Origin of the sequence: Bradyrhizobium iriomotense (assembly GCF_018130765.1) — a bacterium.
Lineage (GTDB): Bacteria > Pseudomonadota > Alphaproteobacteria > Rhizobiales > Xanthobacteraceae > Bradyrhizobium > Bradyrhizobium iriomotense_A.
The window spans coordinates 85,910-106,088 of record NZ_JAFCJZ010000013.1; the positions used below are offsets into that span (position 1 = coordinate 85,910).

The following is a 20,179-nucleotide window of genomic DNA, read 5'->3' on the forward strand; positions in this document are numbered from 1 at the left end:
CTTCAGTAGCCGAATGCTCGCGGCAGCGCGGTCGAGAGCCATGGCACGAAGGCGATGACGAGCAGGCAGAGGAACAGCAAACCAAGATAGCCCATGATCGGCTTCACCGTCTGCTCGATCGGCACGTTGCCGATCAGGCACGCGCCATAGAGCCCGAGCCCGAGCGGCGGCGCGAACAGGCCGATGCCCATCGCGATGACGAGCACGACGCCGAAATGCAGGGGATCGACCCCGAGCTGCACCGCGACCGGCAACAGCAGCGGCCCGAAGATGATCAGCGCCGCGGCGCCTTCCAGCACCGAGCCCATCACGATCAGCACGACGATCGCGAGCAGGATGAACAGCCAGACGCCCGAGGTCTTCGACAGTCCCAGCATGAAATCGCCGACCGCGTGCGGCACCTGCTGCAGGGTCAGCGTGAAGGCGAGCGACTGCGCGGCGGCGACGATGAACAGCACGAGCCCTGCCCTGGTCGCGGCCTGGACGAAACTGTGCGCGGCGGTCTTGAAGCTGAGCTCGCGGAACACGACGCTGCCGACGACCAGAGCATAGGCCACGGCAAAGGCGGAGATCTCGGTGGCCGTGGCAAAGCCGCTCTTGAAGCCGAAGAAGATCATGAAGATCAGGCCGAACGCGGCGATCGCGCCGCTCCAGAGCCCGGACACCGGCGCCTGCGGCGCGACGTCTTCGGCTTCTGCCGGCGGCTTGCCGAAGATGATGGACACCACGATCAGCACCAGCGCCATCAACGCCGCCGGCAGCAGCCCCGCCATGAACAGGCCGCCGATCGACAGGTTGGCGACGAAGCCGAGGATGATCAGGTTGATGCAGGGCGGAATGGTTTCCGCCATCACCGCGGAGGCCGCGAGCAGCGCCACCGCACCGCCCGGATTCTGCCTGGAGCGGCGCGCCGCCGGAATCAGCACGGAGCCCACCGCGGCGACGTCGGCCATCTTCGAGCCTGATATCCCCGAGAACAGCACCATCGACGCCACCATCACGACGTTGAGGCCGCCGCGCATGCGTCCTACCGCGCGCTGCAGCAGCTCGATCAGGCGCACCGACATGCCGTTGGCTTCCATGAGGTAGCCGACGAGGATGAAGAAGGGGATCGCGAGCAGGACGAAATTGTCGATGCCGCGCGCCATCTGCTGGGCGAAGATGACGCCGGGCAGCGCGCCCTCGACCCAGATGAAGATCAGCGCGGCGAGCGCCAGCGCAAAGCCGATCGGCAAGCCGCCGAACAGCGTTGCGAAGAAGCCGATCAGCATCAAGGTGCCCGCCGACGGCACCGTGGACGGCGACAGATAATCCCAGGCCAAATAGAGGCCGGTCACCACGATGATCGCGACGAGCCCCCTGACGATATCAGGAAGTGGCCGCGCACAGAGATGGTCGATCGCGAACACCGTCATGAACAGCGCACCGATGCCCATCGGGTAGAACGTCAGCTCCAGCGGCAGGCCGGAGCCGGTGGTCTGGCCGGCGGTGAGCGAGCCCAGCTTGATGGCGTGGTAGGCGACGTAACCGGAGATCAGCACGATCAGCAGTGCGCTGGCGGCATCGACCAGCGTGCGCAGCCGCACCGGCAGGAGATCACGGAAGAAGGAGACGCCGACATTCTCGCCGCGCGCGAGCGCGCTTGCCGCACCGAAGAAGGCCGAGCCGACCATCAATCCGCGTGCGACGTCATCGGACCATTCGACCGGCGCATTGAAGAAGAAGCGCAGCAGCACGGAGGCGCAGACGACCACGAGATCGGCGGCCAGCAGAGCGGCCGCGATCGCGTCGCTGGCGCGAAGCAGGAGCGTCATGCTGCCGTGGCGGCCGCCCGAGAAGGGCACGGCGGCTGTCATCGCCATTTCGGACTTGGCCATTGGAACTTGGCCATCAGGCTTGCGTCGCACGGATCATGTCGATGACCGGCTTGGAGTCCGGCCGCGCCTTGATGAAGTTCTCGTATTGCGGCGCGACGCGCTTTTTGAAGGCTTCGCGGTCACATTCGGCCACAGTCACACCCTTCTCGCCGAGCGCCGCCAGCGCCTCCTTCTCGACCGCAAGGCCATGAGCACGGGTGTCGACCGCAGCCTTCTTCGCCGCATCGAGAAAGCCCTCGCGCAGCTTCGGATCCATGCGGTTGTAGGTCATGTCGCTGAAGTAGATCGCGAGCGGCGAGAAATTGTGCTGCGTCAGCGCGTAGAGTTTTGCCGTCTCGAAGAACTTGCTGGCGAGGATCGTCGGCGGATCGTGCTCGAGTCCGTCAAGCACGCCGGCCTGCAAGGCCGTGTAGATTTCGCCGAAGGCCAGCGGCGTCGCGGCCGCGCCCATCAGGCGCAGGCATTCGGTGATGACCGGATTGGGCAGCGTGCGGATCTTGAGGCCGGCGAGATCCTCCGGCGTCCTCACCGGCTTCTTCGCCAACACGCTGCGCGAGCCGAAATTATAGGCCCAGGCGATGATGCGGATGTTGCCGCCCTTGAGCAGTGCATCCTCGATCGGCTTGGCGGCGCCGGAATCGAACGCCTTGGTCTGCTGCGGGAAGCTCGAGAACAGGAAGCCGAGATCGAAGGTGCCGACCAGCGGCACCAGATTGGCCGAGATCGATGAGCCCGACACCATGAGATCGATGACGCCGAGCTTCACCGAGTTGATGACGTCGATTTCCTGGCCGAGCTGGTTGTCCGGGAAGAAGGCGACCTCGACCTGCTCGCCGAGACCGTTCGCCTTCAGGTTCTTGACGAGGTTGTCGTAGTAGACGCGGCCATTGGCGTATTTGGGATCGTTCGGCAGCGAGGAGGAGCATTTCAGCTTCATCGTCGCAGCTTCGGCGCGGCCGATGATCGCGGGAGAGAGCACGAGGCCGGCGGTGACCGCCGCAGATGACTTGATGAACGCGCGACGGTTCACGGGCACGATGGTCATGGTGCGGTCTCTCCCCAATTATTCTTTTTGCAGCCGCGATCGTTGTCGCGGCGTGTTGGCTCGACTGTATGGCCAAAGCGACGACACAGGCAAGGGATGCAGCCGGCGGCGTCGCGATGGCGCGAGCGACAGGCGCTCTGCGGAAACCGCGACGGAACGCCTTTATTTATCGGTGTTTTCGCGCATGCCGCACGGCAGCGACGAGGCCTGCCATGCAAGATTGCGACGGATCGATCCAATTCAGGTATGGATCAATGCCGAACGCATATCGATTGGATTGTACGAAGCAGACGAACGAAAGCCGCGGGATCGTGATCCCGCGGCTCGCAAGGTCTAAGCGAATGCCGTGACGTCAGCGCGAATGCGCGCCGCTGAGCTGGCCGCCTGCCGCCGCGACATCACGCGAGGGGCGTAGCGCGTAAGCGCCGTCGCCGAGCAGGGCCTGCGCCGCGAGCGCGATCGCCCAGAAGGCAGGGAATTCCCAGCCGCCCTTCGGATTGGTGAAGAAGAAGCCGGCGGCGCCGTGCACCGTGAAGATCGCGCCGAGCAGGATCGGAATGCCGGCCAGCGCCGCATAGCGGGTCCAGACGCCGAGGATCAGGGCGACGCCGCTGAGCACTTCCACGGTCATGATGAGATAAGCGAGCTCGGGCGGGAAGCCGAGGCTGCCGAAGAACTTTGCGGTACCAGCGGGGGTGAACACGAACAGCTTCAGGCTGGCATGGGCGAGGAACAGTGCGCCCAGGGTCACGCGCAGCACCAGTGCGGCGTACGGGGCGGTACGGGAATCGATCATGGCGGTCTCCTTTGCGGCGCAACATGATCTATTCTCATTTGGATGATAATCTGCTATTTTCGAAATATACTTCACACCAATAGAGTGAGATAGGCTTGCTCGACCGCCTGACCAGCTTGGAGGTCTTCGCCAGGGTCGCCGCCGCCGGCAGCCTCTCCGGCGCGGCCCGGGCGATGGGCCTGTCACAGACCATGGTGACCAAGCATGTGGCCTCGCTTGAGGCGCGGCTCGGCACAAAACTGTTCCACCGCACCACCCGCCGGCTCTCCATCACCGAGGCCGGACGAAGCTATCTGGAATCCGCCGAGCGCATCCTCACCGACATGGAGGCCGCCGACGCCGCGATCGCGCGCGAACGCGTCGAGCCGCGCGGGCTGCTGCGCGTCAATGTCCCCGTCGTGTTCGGCACAAGGCAGATCGCGCCTGCGATCGCGGAGTTTTCGGCAGCCCATCCCGAGGTCACCGTCGAACTCGGTCTCAACGATCGCCTCGTCGATCTCGCCGAGGAAGGCTGGGACCTCGCGATCCGCATCGGCAGCTTGCGCGACTCCAGCATGGTGGCCCGAAAGCTTGCGCCGAACCGCCTCGTGGTCTGCGCCGCACCGTCCTATCTTGCCAAGCACGGCACGCCGCGCACCGTCGCCGACCTCGCCCGGCATAATTGCCTCGGATACACGCTCTCGCAGCAGGCGAGCGCGGCGGAATGGCTGTTCGGTGCAGAGGGCGAGATCCGCGTCCAGGTTAGCGGCACCTTGCGTGCCAACAACGGCGATGCGCTGCGCGCGGCGACGCTGGCCGGCCTTGGCCTCTCGCGGCAACCCACCTTCATCATCGCCGACGATCTTCGCTCAGGCACGCTCGCCGCGCTCCCGCTCGACCAGCCCGAGATCCAGACGTCGGCGGTGCATGCGGTCTACCTACCCGACCGCCGCCCGCCGGCCAAGGTGCGCGCCTTCATCGACTTTCTCGCCGCGCGCTTTGCGCCTGTGACGCCCTGGGACCGCGGACTGCCGTGACGCCGCACGGCCGGACGCGCCGGCCGGGCAGACATCCTGCCCGATTTGTCGCACGCCAAGCGTGAGCCAGCGCACAGACGGCGTCATGGTACGGATCTAGAAAAGGTGGCATCATCGCGCGCATTGCCGATGGAGGTGACATCATGCGCCGTCCAGTCCTTTCCAATTTGCTGCTTGCGTCCGGCCTTCTTGCTCTCACACAACTGACGATGCCGACCGATGCCGCGGCCGAAGCGCGGCTTGCGCTGGTGATCGGCCAATCCGCCTATCGCACCGTGCCGGAACTGCCCAACGCCGCCAACGACGCCAAGGGCATGACCGAGCTGCTCGGCAACGCCGGCTTCACCGTCACGTCGGCAGCCAATCTCGGTCAGAACGAGATGCGCGCGGCGATCTCGGATTTCGCGGGCAAGGTCAGCGCCAGCGGCGCCGACACCGTCGCACTGGTGTTCTATGCCGGCCACGGCCTGCAGATTGACGGCGAGAACTATCTGGTGCCCGTCGACCTCGACCCCAAGCGCGAGGCCGACATTCCGCTCCAGGGCGTGCGGCTGAACGATATGCTCAACACGCTCGGCGCGCTGCCGACGCGGGCGCGCATCTTCATGCTCGATGCCTGCCGCAACAACCCGTTCCCCGCGCTCAGCGGCGCCGGCCACGGGCTTGCGATCGTCGACACCAAGGCCGGCGCACCGGGCTCCTTCATCTCGTATTCGACCTCGCCCGGCGCCGAAGCCGAGGACGGCAACGGCATCGACAGCCCCTACACGACAGCCGCGCTGACCATCGCCAAGCAGCCCAATCTGCCGATCGAGGAAGTGTTCAAGCGCATCCGCGTCGCGGTGGCACAATCGACCGACGGACGGCAAATCCCCTGGGAAAGCTCGTCGCTGACGGCCGACTTCAGGTTCTTCGGCGGCGACAGCAGCAGTCAGCCGGCTCTCCCGGGCGCGTCCGCCATGGCGCTCGCCAGCGGCTCGCGCAGCGTCGCCGATTGGCGCCGGGATTTGCAGGGCAAGGAGCCGAAGGCCGCCTATGAGCTCGTGATCACTGAGGACACCGTGGAGGCGTATCAGGCCTATATCGAGCTCTACGCGCAGGACGCCCGCACGCCGCGCCTGCGCACGGTGATGGAGCGCCGGCGCCAGATGCTGGCCTGGGAGCGCGCAGTCGCCATCAACACCCGCGCCTCGTTCGAGGCGTATCTGGCGAACTGGGACAACAGCGATCTCGCGGCAACTGCGCGCAGGCTGCTGCTCCGCGTGCAGAACCGCAACTATGCCTTGCCGGTCGCCGCCGCAGCGAGCCCTGCTCCGGTCGCCGTCGCGATGGCGCCGACCTGCCCGTGCTCGACGCCGACGCCTCCGGCGAGCCCGGTCAACCCGGCCGTGGCGCCCGTGATCAAGAAGCGCGTCGACGACACCCCGCCGAAGCGCAAGGTGGTCGAGACGCCGCCGAAGCCGCGCCGGCCGCCGCCTGAAGACGTGGTCTACGAGCGCGCACCGCCGCCGGATCGCGGCCCGCCTCCCGCCGCCGTGATGCAAGGCATCGGCATCGGGATTGGCCTCGGCATGGGCCTGGGTGGTGGCGGCCGCGGCGGCGATTATCACAACGATCGCGGCCGGTACTGAGACTGCCGATACGAACAGATGTCCGCAGGCCACGCCTGCGGACATCTTTGTTGATGGCGAGCGATCAACAGCTCTCGTGCCCCGGACGCAGCGCAGCGCTCTTCAGCGGTGCGCTGCAGAGCCGGGGCCCATCTAACACCGCGTGATACGGCCTCCTGGGTCCCGGCTCTGCGTCGCACCGCTACGCGCTGCGCCGCCTCCGGGACACAGACGCAGCGGACATTCGCCATCTGCCCCTTCCGGAAATGCTGTAGTCTGATCGATCGACACAGGCTTTCCGGGGACCTCGATGCCGCACGATGCCGACGCCAAGCATGCATGGCCGCTGTTCCGCTCGCTCGCATCCTATTCCTTGCCCGGAGATCTCATCGCGGGACTAACGCTGGCGGCGATTGCGATCCCCGAGCAGATGGCGACCGCGCGGCTCGGCGGCTTTGAGCCGCAGATCGGCTTCTTCGCGTTCATGGCCGGCTCGCTCGGCTTCGCGCTGCTCGGCGGCAACCGCTTCCTGTCCTGCGGCGCGGACTCCACGATCACGCCGATCTTCGCCGGCGGGCTGGCGGCGCTCGCCGCAGCCGGCTCGCCGGAATATCAGGGGTTTGCAATCGCGCTGGCGCTGATGGTCGGCGCGATGATGCTCGCCGGCGGTGCCTTCCACCTTGGCGGCATCGCCAACCTGCTGTCGGTGCCGGTCATGGTCGGCTTCCTCGCCGGCATCTCCGTCCACATCATCGTGTCGCAATTGCCCGGCGTGCTGGGACTGAAGTCGCCGAGCGGGCCGACGCTCGATCGCATCGGCGTGCTCGCCGGTGAGCTCAACCGCAGCAATCCCTTCACGCTGTGCATCGGCCTCGGTGTGCTCGCAACGGTCTTCGTCTCCGAGAAGATCAGCGCAAAAATTCCGGGGGCGCTGATCGGACTCGTCGCCGCGACGCTGGCCACGATCGCGCTCGGCCTCGAAAGCAAGGGCGTCAGCGTCGTCGGCGTGGTGCCGGGCACGCTGCCGCGGTTGACCCTGCCCGAGCTTGCGCCGGAGCATTGGGTGCATCTGGTATCGCTCGCCTTCGTCATCACGGTCGTAGTGATGGTGCAGACCGCCGCGACCACGCGCTCGTTCCCATCCGATCCCGACAAGCCTGCCGATGTCGACCGCGACTTCCTCGGCGCGGGCGCCGGCAGCGTGCTGGCCGGCCTGTTCGGCGCGTTTCCGGTCAATGCCAGCCCGCCGCGCACCGGGATCGTCGCCGAGACCGGCGGGCAATCACAGCTCGCGGGGCTTGCGGCCGCGGCAATCGTGCTGGCGCTGCTCGCATTCGGCACGGGGCTGCTGCAACACGTTCCGGACGCGGCGCTCGGCGGCATCCTGCTGTTCGTCGCGCTGCGCATCATCCGCGCGAAGCAGATCGTTACGATCTACCGCCAATCCCGAAGCGAATTCCTGCTGATCGTCGCGACCGCGGCGCTGATCATCGTGCTGCCGATCCAGCAGGGCGCTTTCCTCGGCATCGTGCTGTCGTTGCTGCACGGCATCTGGAGCACGACACGGGCGCGGCTGGTCGAGTTCGAGCGCGTGCCGGGCACCACGATCTGGTGGCCGGCCCATCCACATCTCAGCGGCGAGCGCATCGACGGTGTTGCCGTGATCGGGCTGCAGGCGCCGCTCTCGTTCCTCAACGCACCGGGCTTTCGCAGCGACGTCGCCAAGGTGCTCGGCACGGCGACGCCGCAACTCCTGGTGCTGGAAGCGAGCGGCATGGTCGAGATCGACTTCACCGCCGCGCAGATCCTGCTCGACATCTTCAAGGCGTGCAGCGAACAGGGCGTCACCGTCGCGCTGGCGCGGCTGGAATCGGTGCGCGCGCAGGACGCGTTCGAGCGTTTCAGATTGTACGATGCCCTGCCCCGCGAGCACGTCTTTCACAGCGTGGACGAGGCCGTGCGCAAGCTGGCGAAATAGTCGCCTTCACGCGGTCCGCCGCCCAAGGGGGCGATACTTTTGGTCGCCGGCCAGATCACGGATCGAGACCGAGGCCTCCGCGTCAAAGCTAGCACTTGATTTCCTGCTGCGACGGACGAGAATGACGTCGCGCCAGCTTCCGGTACCGAACTTCATATAAGACGGGGAAAACCCGCTTGGCCGCGGCTATACCGTCGCTGCGCGGGAGGGATCGCTATGACGGTAGGGCTCAAGCGCTCGCCGCAGCGCCGACATGATCCAGGCCGCCGGTCGTATGGCCGTTACGATTGGGAGCGATGCAATCGCGCCGCTGCACCGCGAAAAGCGCCCCTTGGTTCGCGGCGAACTGGCCACCCCGGCGCTGCAAGCGGAACACCACCAAATGATCATCGAGCCAATGCAGTGCGCAGGCATCAACGCGCGCATGTGTTGAACCACGGAGACGTAATCGACTGAAAGGGACTCCAAGCCGGCGTAAGACTGGCCGTAGGGCATCAGCTCGGACACATCGAGGAGGGATGCATGACGACAGTAACCCGACGTAACGTCCTCAAGGGCGGTACCGCGCTTGCCGGCGGCATGGCCGGCATCCTGGCGGTTGGTAGGGCGCCCGCCTATGCGCAAGCCGCCACGGTGCACTGGCTGCGCTGGACCGACTTCGTTCCGGCGTCAGATCAGCTGCTGCGCAACGAAATCGCAAAGGAGTGCGAGAAAGCGCTCGGCATAAAGCTCAATATCGAGACCATCAACGCCAACGACATCCAAGCCCGCATCACCTCGGCGATCCAGTCGGGGTCAGGCCCCGACGTCGTCTGCGTCCTCAACAACTGGGGGCAACTTTACGGCGAGAGCGTCATAGACGTCAGCGACATCGCTGAGGAACTCGGCAAGAGTCAGGGCGGCTTCTACGATACATCCCGCGCTGTCGCCAATGACGGCAAGAAGTGGATCGCAGTGCCGTGGTGCATCGTCGGCCTGCAGATCGCGTACCGAAAGTCCTGGTTTGCCGAGATCGGCTACACGGACGGAAAATTTCCCCAGACGTGGGAGGAGTATCGCGAGGCCGGCAAGAAGCTGAAGGCAAAGGGACGGCCAATCGGCCAAACGCTGGGTCACACCTTCGGCGATGCGCCCGCCTTCGCCTACCCCTACCTGTGGTCCTGGGGCGGCAAGGAGGTCGAGGCAGACGGCAAGACGGTTGTGCTGAATAGCCCGGCAACGGTCGAGTCGGTGAAGTTCATGGTGGCCTTCTGGAAGGACGCCCACGATGAAGGCGGGCTCGCCTGGGACGATTCCAACAACAACCGCGCTTTTCTGTCCGGGACGTGCAGCGCCACGCTCAATGGCGCCTCGATCTACATCGAGGCTCTGCGCAAGCCGGATACCTACAAGACGGAGGCAGGCGGGCAACTTAAGGACGACATCCTGCACGCCGCGCTGCCCAGGGGCCCCGGCGGGCAGTTCAGCTATCACGTCCCGTTCTCGAACCTCCTGATGGGTTATTCGAAGAACCAGGATGCAGCGAAGAAATTCCTTGGCTGGATTCACTCCAAGGATGTCTACAACAAGTGGTTCGTCTCCCAGAAGGGCTTCTCGGTCGGCCCGACCACGGATTGGGAAAAGCACAAGCTGTGGGGCGACGACCCGATCATGCTGCCCTACAAGCAAGCGGCGCGCACAGGGCGCTTCGCTGGCTACGAAGGGCCCTCTACGCGCAAGGCAGCCGAGGTCGTAACCAAGTACATCATCATTGATATGTACGCAAAGGCCGTCCAAGGCATGCCCGCCGAGGATGCCGTGAAGAGGGCAGAGGCCGAGCTCAAGAAGGTCTACGCCTGAGACTATGCCGTCCCTCCCCGTTTTCCTGGGGCAAGGAGTCTTTCGGCCGACGAGGATCGAACATGGCGATAAGCGCGGTTTCCGATACCACGCTCCGCGAGGCGCCCCCTCCCCGGCGACACCGTTTGCTCGAGGACGAGCGTTGGCTGGCATTCGTGCTGCTGGTGCCGACCATCGTGCTACTCGGCATGTTCATTGCTTATCCCTTCATGCGAGGAATCTTGCTGTCGGTCACCAGCTCGCGTGTCGGCATGCCCGGCGACTTCGTCGGCCTCGCCAACTTTTACAAGATTTTCAATGACGGGATCTTTCGCACCTCCGTCTACAACACTTTCCTCTATACGGGTGTAACCACCGTCTTCAAGCTGGGGCTCGGGCTGTGGCTGGCCATGCTGCTCAACCGCAATTTCCGTGGCAAGGCGCTTGCCCGTGCCTTCATCCTACTGCCGTTCATTATCCCGACGGTGCTCTCGACCTTCGCCTGGAAGTGGATGTTCGACCCGACGTTCAGCGTTCTCAATTGGCTCCTCTACCATCTCGGTTTGATCACCGGTCGGATCAATTGGCTGGGCGATCCGGACCTCGCCATGATCTCGATTATCATCGTCAACATCTGGCGCGGGGTGCCGTTCTTCGCCATCAGCCTGCTCGCGGGCTTGCAGACCATCAGCCCCGAACTCAACGAGGCCGCCGCCATCGACGGCGCCAAGCCGTGGCAGCGATTCTGGCACATCACTTGGCCACTGCTGCTGCCCGTGACCATGGTCGTGATGCTGTTCTCGGTGATTCAGACGTTCGCCGACTTTCAGATCGTTTATGTGATGACGGGCGGCGGACCGGCCAACGCAACGCACCTGTTCGCCACCTACGCTTATCAGATCGGCATCGGCACCGGCCTCTTGAGCGAGGGCGCCGCCATCTCGCTCGCCATGTTTCCGGTGCTGTTTCTGGTCGTCATCGTCCAACTTCTGTACATCCGCCGCGTGGAGGTTCGCTGAGCCATGATCGAAGGCGCAAGGTGGCGAAAGTGGGTGTTCTTCTACGTCCCCATGGCGTTGTTCCTGCTTTTCCTGCTGTTCCCGTTCTACTGGATGGTGATCACTTCGGTGCGGCCGGACGGAGAGCTTTACCGGCCGTGGAATTCGATCAACTACAATCCGTTCTGGACTTGGAAACCGACCGCGGACCATGTCAGGTACCTGTTCGAGGAGACGCTGTTCGCATCGTGGCTCTGGAACACGACATTCATCGCGCTTGCGTCAACCGCTATCTCGCTCGTGTGTGGTGTAGCCGCCGGCTATGCTCTGTCGCGGCTGAACTTTCCTTTTGCCGGCAGCCTGGGCACCGCCATATTCATCACCTATTTGGTGCCTCAGACGTTGCTGTTCATTCCGCTGGCTGAGATCATACGCAATTATCGGCTGGGTGACACGCCCTGGTCACTGATCCTGACCTATCCGACCTTTCTTATTCCATTCTGCACCTGGATCATGATGGGCTACTTCAAGGCGGTCCCGAAGGAGCTCGAGGAATGCGCGCGCATTGACGGCGCCTCGCGCTGGCAAGCGATGCTCTATATCGTCATCCCGGTGGCGATCCCGGGCATCCTCTCGGCCGGCATCTTCGCTTTCACGCTGTCGTGGAATGAGTTCATCTATGCGCTCGTGTTCCTGTCCTCGCCCGAGCAGAAGACTGTGCCGGTCGGCGTCACGTCGGAGCTGATCCGCGGCGATGTATTCTACTGGGGGCCGCTGATGGCTGGGGCCCTGCTTGGATCGATACCGGTTGCGATCGCCTATTCGTTTTTCGTCGAGCATTACGTCGCGGGATTGACCGGATCAGTGAAGGGCTGACAGCGAATGGGCCAGGTCGTCCTCAAGGGGATCAACAAATTCTTTGACGGCGTGCACGCCGTCAAAGACGTCAACCTGCAGATCCGCGACAAGGAGTTCATGGTGTTCGTCGGCCCCTCCGGCTGTGGCAAGACGACGACGCTCAGGATGATCGCCGGGCTCGAAGCGATCAGTTCCGGCGATATCTCCATCGACGGCAACGTGGTCAATGAATTGGCGCCCATGGACCGCGACATCGCCATGGTGTTCCAGAATTACGCTCTGTACCCGCACATGACCGTGTACGACAACATGGCGTTCGGCCTGAAGATGCGTAAATTCGCAAGATCGGAAATCGACAAGCGCGTACTGGAGGCGGCTGACATCCTCGGCATCGGCGAATTGCTCACGCGCAGGCCACGCCAGCTCTCAGGCGGTCAGCGTCAACGTGTGGCGTTAGGCCGTGCCATCGTGCGCCACCCCCGCGTGTTCCTGTTCGACGAACCACTGTCGAACCTCGATGCCAAACTGCGGGTGCAGATGCGCGTTGAGCTGAAGAAGCTGCATCTGCGTCTTGGCACCACAGCCATTTACGTGACTCACGATCAGGTCGAGGCTATGACGCTGGGTGACCGGGTCGTCGTCATGAAGGACGGCGTGGTGCAGCAAGTGGGAGAGCCGCTCGAACTGTATAATCATCCCTCCAACAAGTTCGTCGCTGGCTTCATAGGCTCCCCAGCCATGAATTTCGCGGCCGTTACGGTGACCGAGGCGAACGGATCGCTGATCGCCGAGAACTCCGGCCTGCGCATCAAGCTGCCGGACGAGACCGCGCAGCGGCTGCGCGGCCGTATCGGACGCGAGGTCATGCTCGGCGTGCGGCCGGAGGACCTCACCGTGGCGGGTGGCGCTGATCTCGGCCACCCATGCTTCGATGCTGTGATTGAGGTGGTCGAGCAACTCGGCTCGGAAATCCTGCTCGATATGAAGGTGGGCGAGAGTATCATGGTGGCGAGCGTCGAGCCGACCGCTGGGGTGAGTGTGGGCGACAAGCTGCGCGTTGCCATGCGGCCTTCCAGGCTTCACGTTTTCGACCCGCAGACCGAGGCGGCCATCTGACGCCAGCAATGCGGGCCTCGCGTACCGGATTTACGAGTCCACGCCCTTAGAGCCATTTCCGTTCCGATGGAATCGGAACGGGGCTCTGGATTCTTGTTTTGACGCGTTTTCTTTACGCGAACCGGTATCCACTTCGCTCGAAAACGCTCTAGGCCAGCGCGGGGTGATCCCGCTGCACCGTCTCGCGGATCCAGCCGGCATGGATCGCGCGAAACAGGATCTGCGCGGTCTTGAGGTCGCCCGCCTCCATGCAGAGATCGACGATGCGATGGACCGCGTCATCGCGCATCAGTCCATCCGAGATCTTCATCGCGATCTCCATCGCGACCTTGGCGGCGCGCTCGTAGCGCGCGCTTTCGCGGCTGTCGTTGCGCGCAGACCCCGCCGCGCTCGCGGCCGCCGCCTCGCAGATCGCACGGATGCGCGCGGCGGCCTCGATGTCGCCGAGCGGCCCCTCGATGGCTTCATCCCAGATGTCCTGTCGCGTCTTGCGCGCGAACCACTTCATCGCCCCACCATCCGCGATCTTCGAGCCGTCATGTTGCCGCGCTGCAGCCTCTCTCCAGCATAGAGAGGCCTGCCGAGATCGGCGAGGCGATTCTTCCGTCACACTCCATCTCGATACGCATTCAGGACGTCCGACGTGGTCCGATGGCCTCGAACTGCGCCTTCTGTTCGTCATTCAGCGTGGCGTAGAAATCCTCCAGCGCCGCGCGCACCGACTTGACGCCGTCGAGCATCACGTCGAGCCGGTTGCGGACCGCGGCCATTCGCGCCGGCGGCGTCATCACCTCGCTCGGCTGGCAGCCCGCCTTGAGCGATGCGCTGACCTTGGCACTGGTGTCCTGGAGCACCTGTAGCGCGGCGCGCTGCGTGTCGTTGGGGTGAAGCCTCGCCTCGATGTCGGTGCCGGGCCAATCGAGCGCAGCAGGCGCACCGCAGGTCTGGACCAGCGATCCCCCGCTGCCGTTGGAAGCCGTCGCGCGGCGCTGATCTTCGGCCAGCGCGTTGAACCGCGCCTTCTGCTCGTCGGTGAGCGAGCCATAGAATCTGTCGAGCGCGGGCTGAACGAGATCGACGGCTTTCACCATTGCCTCGACACGCTGCTGCATCGCCGCCAGCCGGCCGGGTGCCGTCGCCGCGACCTGCGTCGGACAGGATGTGCGGATCAGCGCGGCAGCGTCGATCGAGGCATTGCCGAGAGCATCGAGACTGGCGCCTTGCGCCTCGGTCGGCTGCACCGCCGCAGCGATCTGGTCGATCGGCAGACCGACGATCTCGCGTCGGTCGCTGCCGCAGAGCTGATCGAGCGCGACACCTCGCGCTTGCCGCCGTCCCTGCGGACGCTGCGGCAGATAGGCCGACAGCCCGTCATAGCCGTAGGGCCCGAAGAGGCCGGCATAGATGTCCGGATAGCCGTAGCCCCAGAAGCCGAGGCCGTCGCCCCAGATCGTGTAGTCGTAGAGATCGTTATAGGCGAACGGCCAGAACAGCGGCCCGACCCAGCCATAGAAGCCGCCTGGATGTTGCCACCATCCGTTGCCGGCGCCATGCCAGCCGACCAAGGCGGCCGCAGCCGCAATCTGCGCGCGTGCCGCCGGGTTGCTGATCAGGCGACCGTTGCGGAAAGCGCTGGAATGCAAATTGAGAGCATTGCGGAAGTTCGCAGGGCGCACCGACGCATTGCGGATCTGACCGAAATTCGCACCGTGTCGGGCGCCGGTTGCGAACCGCATCGCGCGATAATGACCGCCCCCATGCGCATGCCCGAAACCGTGGCCATGGAAATGGCCGCCGCCGTGATGGCCACCGCCATGTCCCCCGCCGTGATGCCCGCCGCCATGACCACCGCCATGCCCGCCACCGTGTCCGCCCTTGCCGAGAGCGGTCCCCGCCAGCAGGCAGGCAAGCGCCATCACGGCAATTCCAATGACCGGTCGCAACATCGCATCCTCCCGCAAAGCCGAGCCATTGAGGCATCGAAAATTGTCGGGAATTGGAACCGGCAGGACTGCCGAAAGTTCCCGATCAGCGAGCGGCGGCGACGTTGCTGCGGAGCTGGTGCGCCGTGGGTCAGGCTTCCGGCACAATCTTGCCGGGATTGAAGATGTTGAGCGGGTCGAGCGCCTTCTTCAGTGCCCGCATCGCGTCCAGCGCCTCGGGGCCGAGCTCGGCCTTGAGGTATTTCTGCTTGCCCTGGCCGATGCCGTGCTCGCCGGTGCAGGTGCCGTCCATCGCCTGTGCGCGCTCAACCAGGCGATGCATGAACTCCTCGCCGCGCGCCATCTCGTCGGCGTCGTTGGTGTCGCAGACCAGCGAGCAGTGGAAATTGCCGTCGCCGACATGGCCGACGATCGGCGACAGCAGGTTGAGCCGCTTGAGATCTTCCTCGGTCTCGCTGACGCAGTCGGCAAGCCGCGAGATCGGCACGCAGACGTCGGTTGCGACCACGCCGATGCTGTCGCCGGGCCGCAGCGCCTTCACCGACCAATAGGCATCGTGCCGCGCCTGCCACAGCTTGGTGCGATCCTCCGGCTTGGTGGTCCAGGAGAATTCGCCGCCGCCACAATCCTTTGCGATCTCGCCGAACGCCTTGGACTGCTCGGCAACCTCGATCTCGCTGCCGTGGAATTCCATCAAGAGCAGCGGCGTCTCCGGCAGCGTCAGCTTCGAGTAGGCGTTGCAGGCTTTCACCTGCGCGGCATTGAGCAGCTCGATGCGCGCCACGGGAATGCCGGTCTGGATCGCCAGGATCACGGCCTGACACGCCCCGTGCACCGTCTCGAACGACACCGCGCCGGCTGCGATGGTATCAGGGATGCCGCGCAGGCGGATGGTCAGTTCCGAGATGATGCCGAGCGTGCCTTCGGCGCCGACGAACAGATGCGTCAGGTCGTAGCCGGCGGACGATTTCTTCGCGCGCGTACCCGTGGTGATGATCTCACCGTCGCCGCGCACCACCTTCAGCGCCAGCACGCTGTCGCGCATGGTGCCGTAGCGCACCGCGTTGGTGCCGGAGGCGCGGGTCGAGGCCATGCCGCCGAGCGAGGCGTCCGCGCCGGGATCGATCGGGAAGAACAGGCCCTGGTCGCGCAGGTGTTCGTTGAGCGCCTTGCGGGTGACGCCGGGCTGGATCACGCAGTCGAGGTCCTCGGCATGCACCGCGAGCACCTTGTTCATGTCGCGCAGGTCGATCGAGATGCCACCGGCGGGCGCGTTGACCTGGCCCTCCAGCGAGGTGCCGGTGCCGAAGGCGATCACGGGCACGCGGTTCTTGGCGCAGATCCGCACCACGTCCTGGATGTCGGCGGTCTCCTGCGCCATCACCACGCCGTCCGGTGGCTGGTTGACGATCCATGTGGTGGTATGGCCGTGCTGCTCGCGAACGGCCTGCGAGGTGATGAGGCGGTTGCCGAAGCGTGCGGCAAGCTGTTCCAGCGCGCTCGCGAGGGCTTTCGGCTCCGGCCGCGGCGGATTATTGGTGATGGTCGTACCCACGGACATTCCTCCCGACAGACGAAACCGTGGCAAAGGACATCTAACCGGTCAAGTCAAGGGACCGGACGCATAGCTTGGGAAGGACACATGCCGGAGACCGCCGCCACAGCGCCCGAAGCGGAGCCGTTCCGCTCCTCGATCATGCAGGTCGAGCCGCAATGGATCGACTACAACGGCCATCTCAACATGGCCTATTACAACGTGATGTTCGACCGGGCGATCGACGAGTTCTGGCTCGAGCTCGGGATTGGCCCCGTCTACAAGACCGAGCGCCACGGCTCGACCTTCACCGCCGAATGCCATGTGCGCTATCTGCGCGAGATCCATCTCGGCGATCCCGTGCTGATCCTGGTATGGCTGCTGGCGGCCGACGACAAGCGGCTGCACACATTCCAGGAGATGAGGCACGGCACCGAAGGCTGGCTGTCAGCGACCTCGGAGAACATGTCGCTGCATATGGACATGAAGGCGCGGCGCGTTGCGCCGTTTCCGCCCGACATCCAGCAGCGCATCGCCGGGATCGCCAGGGCCCACAGCACCCTGGTGCAGCCCGAGGGCATCGGCCGCAGCGTAGCGATGCCCTCGAAGAGATAGCGCTAGATCCTGCGCCCGCGGGCCAATCCGACCACGGCCGAGACCAGGAACAGGACGACCGCGATGAAGAAGATGATCTTGGCGATCTCGATCGAGGCGCCGGCGATGCCGCCGAAGCCCAGGATGCCGGCGATCAATGCGATAATCAGAAACGTCACAACCCAGCCTAACATGGTCAAACCCTCGTCTTGATGTCTCTCGGCACGGCTGGCCGCGCCGCCTGCCCAGACAATCTCGACGCGGGAACGATGGTTCCGGCACGTATAACGGCGAAATTCGCGCCCGCCGCAGGAACAAATCGGGCTGCCGCGTACGTGGAAAACCCGCATCGCCGCCCCATATAGGGACCAATCCCTGTTAAGAAGGCTCCCTCCCGTCACCCCGCGGTGCCATCGTGGGGCCAAATGATTCGCATGACCGAGCCGAGCAAGATCACCAGCGTACCCGACCACCAGCCCGCAGCCGGCGGCATCGCCGCGCGTGCGCGTGCCTCGGTGGGTCCGAAATACCTCTCCGGGCTCAATCCCGAGCAGCGTGACGCCGTGGAGACGCTGGACGGCCCGGTCCTGGTGCTGGCCGGCGCCGGCACCGGCAAGACGCGGGTGCTGACGACGCGCATCGCCCATATCCTGAGCCAGGGCCGCGCCCGCCCCGCCGAGATCCTGTCGGTGACCTTCACCAACAAGGCCGCACGCGAGATGAAGCACCGGCTCGGCCAGATGCTGGGCCACGCCGTGGAAGGCATGCCGTGGCTCGGCACCTTCCACTCCATCGGCGGCCGCATCCTGCGCTTCCACGCCGAGCTGGCGCAGCTCAAGTCGAACTTCACCGTGCTCGATGTCGACGATCAGGTGCGGCTCCTGAAGCAGCTCCTGCAGGCCGAGAATATCGACGACAAGCGCTGGCCGGCGCGCATGCTGGCCGGCCTGATCGACGGCTGGAAGAACCGCGGCCTGATGCCGTCGCAGGTGCCCTCGGGCGAAGCCGCGATGTTCGCCAACGGCAAGGGCGGCAAACTCTATACGAGCTATCAGGAGCGGCTGAAGATTTTGAACGCCGCCGATTTCGGCGATCTCCTGCTGGAGAACATCCGCATCTTCCGCGAGCACCCGGATATCCTCAGGCAGTATCAGCAGCGCTTCAAGTTCATCCTGGTCGACGAGTACCAGGATACGAACGTCGCACAATATCTGTGGCTGCGGCTGCTGTCGCAGGCGCCTTCTTTCACCTCTCCCCGCGTGCGGGGAGAGGTCGCATCGCAGAGCGATGCGGGTGAGGGGGACTCTCCAAGCACCGAGCTCGTGGAGACTCCCCCTCACCCCGCAAGCGGGGCGAGGGAGAAGACCAAAAACATCTGCTGCGTCGGCGACGACGACCAGTCGATCTATGGCTGGCGCGGCGCCGAGGTCGACAACATCCTGCGCTTCGAGCACGATTTCCCCGGCGCCAAGGTGATCCGCCTCGAGCGCAACTATCGCTCGACCGGACACATCCTCGCCGCCGCCTCGCATTTGATCGCGCACAATGAAGGCCGGCTCGGCAAGACGCTGCGCACCGAGGACCAGGACGGCGAGAAGGTCACGGTCACGGGCTCCTGGGATTCGGAAGAGGAAGCCCGCGGCATCGGCGAGGAGATCGAGCAGATCCAGCGCCAGGGCGAGAAGCTCAACGAGATCGCCATTCTCGTGCGCGCCTCCTACCAGATGCGCGAGTTCGAAGACCGTTTCGTCACGCTCGGCCTGCCCTATCGCGTCATCGGCGGCCCGCGCTTCTACGAGCGCGCGGAGATCCGCGACGCGCTGGCGTACTTGCGCGTCATCAATTCGCCGGCCGACGACCTCGCCTTCGAGCGCATCGTCAATACGCCCAAGCGCGGCCTCGGCGATGCCACCGTGCAGATGCTGCACGACCACGCCCGCAAGCGCCGCATTCCGCTGTTCGAGGCGGCGCGCGCCGTGGTCGAGACCGACGAGCTGAAGCCGAAGGCGCGCGGAAGCTTGCGCGATCTCGTCGCGCAATTCGACCGCTGGCGCGCCCAGCGCGAGGTCACCGCGCACACTGACTTGGCCCAGATCGTGCTCGACGAGAGCGGCTATACCGAGATGTGGCAGAAGGACCGCTCGGCGGACGCCGCGGGCCGGCTGGAGAACCTGAAAGAGCTCGTGCGCTCGATGGAGGAGTTCGAGAACCTGCAAGGGTTTTTGGAGCACATCTCGCTGGTGATGGACCGCGACGGCGGCGCCGAGGAGGACGCGGTGTCGCTGATGACGCTGCATTCGGCCAAGGGCCTCGAATTCGACAACGTGTTCCTGCCCGGCTGGGAGGAAGGCCTGTTCCCAAGCCAGCGCACACTGGACGAACAGGGCCGCGCGGGCCTGGAAGAAGAGCGCCGGCTCGGCCATGTCGGCCTGACCCGCGCCCGCCGCCGCGCCATGATCTATTTCGCGACCAACCGGCGCATCCATGGCACCTGGTCGACCACGATCCCCTCACGCTTCCTCGACGAATTGCCCGCGGCCAATGTCGAGATCACGGAGTCCAAAGGCGGCTCGGCCTGGGGCGGCACCGGCGGCTACGGCGCCTCGCGCTTCGACGACATGGAGGCGTTCGGCTCCAGCTACACGACGCCCGGCTGGCAGCGCGCCCAGGCCAACCGCAACCGCGGCGGCGGCCGCAATAGCGGTGGCAGGAGCGGCGGCTTCGAGGAAGAAGCCGCGACGTTCTCGTCCTCCTCGTCATCAGGCCCGGATTTCGGCAGCTTCTCCTCGCGCCGGCGCGGTCCCCTGACCATCGAGGGGGAGCTGGTCGCCAAATCGACAGGCACAACCTCGGAATTTTCGCTCTCCGACCGCGTCTTCCACCAGAAATTCGGCTACGGCCGCGTCACCAAGATCGACGGCAACAAGCTCACCATCGCCTTCGACAAGGCCGGCGAGAAGAAGGTCGTGGACAGCTTTGTGCAGCGGGCGTGAACC

At 64.9% G+C, this 20,179-nt stretch carries 17 protein-coding genes; 10 read left to right on the forward strand and 7 right to left on the reverse strand.

Translation table 11 applies throughout. The features are described from left to right. Nucleotides 1-2 precede the first annotated feature (2 nt). The 3 genes from JQ635_RS22285 to JQ635_RS22295 all read right to left on the reverse strand — a co-directional run bounded on the left by JQ635_RS22285 (nt 3) and on the right by JQ635_RS22295 (nt 3,718). On the reverse strand, nt 3-1,856 hold the full coding sequence (locus JQ635_RS22285) for a TRAP transporter large permease subunit (RefSeq protein ID WP_211412079.1): 1,854 nt from the start codon (nt 1,854-1,856) through the stop codon (nt 3-5). Nucleotides 1,857-1,890: 34 nt separating this feature from the next. Continuing rightward, complete coding sequence (locus JQ635_RS22290) at nt 1,891-2,922, reverse strand: TRAP transporter substrate-binding protein (RefSeq protein ID WP_211411917.1); 1,032 nt, start codon at nt 2,920-2,922, stop codon at nt 1,891-1,893. 352 nt (nt 2,923-3,274) lie between these two features. Next, nucleotides 3,275-3,718 carry a DoxX family protein gene (locus JQ635_RS22295; RefSeq protein ID WP_061877608.1) on the reverse strand — a complete coding sequence of 148 codons (444 nt, stop codon included), beginning with the start codon at nt 3,716-3,718 and terminating at the stop codon, nt 3,275-3,277. A gap of 95 nt (nt 3,719-3,813) precedes the next feature. On the opposite strand from JQ635_RS22295, the gene JQ635_RS22300 reads away from it, so the two are divergent. The 8 genes from JQ635_RS22300 to JQ635_RS22335 all read left to right on the forward strand — a co-directional run bounded on the left by JQ635_RS22300 (nt 3,814) and on the right by JQ635_RS22335 (nt 13,112). Then, complete coding sequence (locus JQ635_RS22300) at nt 3,814-4,734, forward strand: LysR family transcriptional regulator (RefSeq protein ID WP_211411918.1); 921 nt, start codon at nt 3,814-3,816, stop codon at nt 4,732-4,734. Nucleotides 4,735-4,877: 143 nt separating this feature from the next. Further along, the gene (locus tag JQ635_RS22305; RefSeq protein ID WP_211411919.1) at nt 4,878-6,365 is read left to right on the forward strand and encodes a caspase family protein; all 1,488 of its coding nucleotides are present in this window, start codon (nt 4,878-4,880) and stop codon (nt 6,363-6,365) included. A 289-nt stretch (nt 6,366-6,654) separates the two neighbouring features. After that, the gene (locus JQ635_RS22310; protein WP_211411920.1) at nt 6,655-8,322 is read left to right on the forward strand and encodes a SulP family inorganic anion transporter; all 1,668 of its coding nucleotides are present in this window, start codon (nt 6,655-6,657) and stop codon (nt 8,320-8,322) included. 253 nt (nt 8,323-8,575) lie between these two features. Continuing rightward, the gene (locus JQ635_RS22315) at nt 8,576-8,755 is read left to right on the forward strand and encodes a hypothetical protein (protein WP_211411921.1); all 180 of its coding nucleotides are present in this window, start codon (nt 8,576-8,578) and stop codon (nt 8,753-8,755) included. An 89-nt stretch (nt 8,756-8,844) separates the two neighbouring features. After that, nucleotides 8,845-10,161, forward strand: coding sequence for an ABC transporter substrate-binding protein (locus JQ635_RS22320; RefSeq protein WP_211405541.1), 1,317 nt, complete (start codon nt 8,845-8,847; stop codon nt 10,159-10,161). 62 nt (nt 10,162-10,223) lie between these two features. Next, nucleotides 10,224-11,159, forward strand: a complete 936-nt coding sequence (locus tag JQ635_RS22325) for a carbohydrate ABC transporter permease (protein ID WP_211405540.1) — start codon at nt 10,224-10,226, stop codon at nt 11,157-11,159. A gap of 3 nt (nt 11,160-11,162) precedes the next feature. Next, a complete protein-coding gene (locus JQ635_RS22330) occupies nt 11,163-12,014 on the forward strand; it encodes a carbohydrate ABC transporter permease (RefSeq protein WP_211405539.1) in 852 nt (283 codons plus the stop codon). A gap of 6 nt (nt 12,015-12,020) precedes the next feature. Next, nucleotides 12,021-13,112 (forward strand): ABC transporter ATP-binding protein, encoded by a 1,092-nt coding sequence (locus JQ635_RS22335; protein WP_211411922.1) that lies wholly within the window; start codon nt 12,021-12,023, stop codon nt 13,110-13,112. A gap of 148 nt (nt 13,113-13,260) precedes the next feature. Here JQ635_RS22335 and JQ635_RS22340 read toward each other — a convergent pair whose 3' ends face one another. From JQ635_RS22340 to JQ635_RS22350, 3 genes are all read right to left on the reverse strand, one after another. After that, nucleotides 13,261-13,620 carry a hypothetical protein gene (locus JQ635_RS22340; protein WP_211411923.1) on the reverse strand — a complete coding sequence of 120 codons (360 nt, stop codon included), beginning with the start codon at nt 13,618-13,620 and terminating at the stop codon, nt 13,261-13,263. 121 nt (nt 13,621-13,741) lie between these two features. Next, entirely contained in the window at nt 13,742-15,058 is a 1,317-nt protein-coding gene (locus tag JQ635_RS22345) for a Spy/CpxP family protein refolding chaperone (RefSeq protein WP_211411924.1), read from the reverse strand. Between the two features lie 127 nt (nt 15,059-15,185). Continuing rightward, nucleotides 15,186-16,610, reverse strand: coding sequence for an FAD-binding oxidoreductase (locus tag JQ635_RS22350; protein WP_211411925.1), 1,425 nt, complete (start codon nt 16,608-16,610; stop codon nt 15,186-15,188). Nucleotides 16,611-16,697: 87 nt separating this feature from the next. On the opposite strand from JQ635_RS22350, the gene JQ635_RS22355 reads away from it, so the two are divergent. Then, nucleotides 16,698-17,204, forward strand: a complete 507-nt coding sequence (locus tag JQ635_RS22355) for a thioesterase family protein (RefSeq protein WP_211411926.1) — start codon at nt 16,698-16,700, stop codon at nt 17,202-17,204. Nucleotides 17,205-17,206: 2 nt separating this feature from the next. Here the strand turns inward: JQ635_RS22355 and JQ635_RS22360 are convergent, their stop codons facing one another. Then, nucleotides 17,207-17,377, reverse strand: coding sequence for a DUF1328 domain-containing protein (locus tag JQ635_RS22360; RefSeq protein ID WP_074116717.1), 171 nt, complete (start codon nt 17,375-17,377; stop codon nt 17,207-17,209). A 231-nt stretch (nt 17,378-17,608) separates the two neighbouring features. On the opposite strand from JQ635_RS22360, the gene JQ635_RS22365 reads away from it, so the two are divergent. Then, a complete protein-coding gene (locus tag JQ635_RS22365) occupies nt 17,609-20,176 on the forward strand; it encodes an ATP-dependent helicase (protein WP_211411927.1) in 2,568 nt (855 codons plus the stop codon). Nucleotides 20,177-20,179: the final 3 nt, after the last annotated feature.